Source organism: Oleiphilus sp. HI0132 (assembly GCF_001635845.1).
In genome coordinates, this window is record NZ_LWGJ01001666.1 from 1 (window position 1) to 774 (window position 774).

Consider the following 774-nt stretch of genomic DNA (forward strand, 5'->3'; position numbering starts at 1 on the left):
TTGATCTGAGCGACTATCCAGTAGGGCAGGGTTTTCTCTAGCGGATTAAAGCCATCTCTTAGTAGTTTTACGGCATAAACATCTGCAGACATATCTAATAAACTTGTGTTCGGGAAAGGCTCAGACATGACGAGTGAGACACGTTTAGCATGTACTATCTTGGCTGCTCTGACCAAACGATTGACTAAAGCGGGGTGTAGGTCATCATGTGCAACTAGCTTTGTCACGAGTGTAATGAGTGGCACGGCAGCTTCGGGGTAGGCCGGGTGATATCGAAGTGAGCCACTCAATAAATTGATATAGTGAGCTTCATGAAGCTGGCTTGCGAGTGCTTGGCCATGATCAAGCGGCAATAACTGGATCGCCGGATTATCATATAAGGCTTGAAGATAAGGTGCGCTAAGTGGCGCAACAAAAAATGCCAGGTCGAGATTGCCCGAGAGTAGGGCTTCGGAAGCGGCTTTGCCGCCCAAGAATGCTTCGGGAGCTGTATTATTACTGAGGGCTGGCGCAGCGCTAATCTCTGCTAATTGCTCAACTACAGCTCGAGTACCGCTACCTTGTGCACCCAGTGCAACGCGTTTCCCTGTCCATGAAAACGGGTTGCCGTTGACTTGGGCTTCAACTCTGGCGAAGGCTAAGAGCGGCTCTGGAAAGACGGCTGCCAATGCGTTGATATTGGGGTTGCTTGATTTAATGCCGCCTTGGATCAGGGCGATGTCTACCGTGCTATTCGTGGCATCAATCAGTTTACTATTTTCGCGTGAACCAGCG

1 protein-coding gene is annotated in these 774 nt (G+C 49.7%); it reads right to left on the reverse strand.

All coding sequences use genetic code 11. From position 1 onward, the window contains the following. On the reverse strand, nucleotides 1-774 hold a 774-nt coding region (locus tag A3766_RS25590; protein WP_156509139.1), incomplete at both ends, for a TAXI family TRAP transporter solute-binding subunit.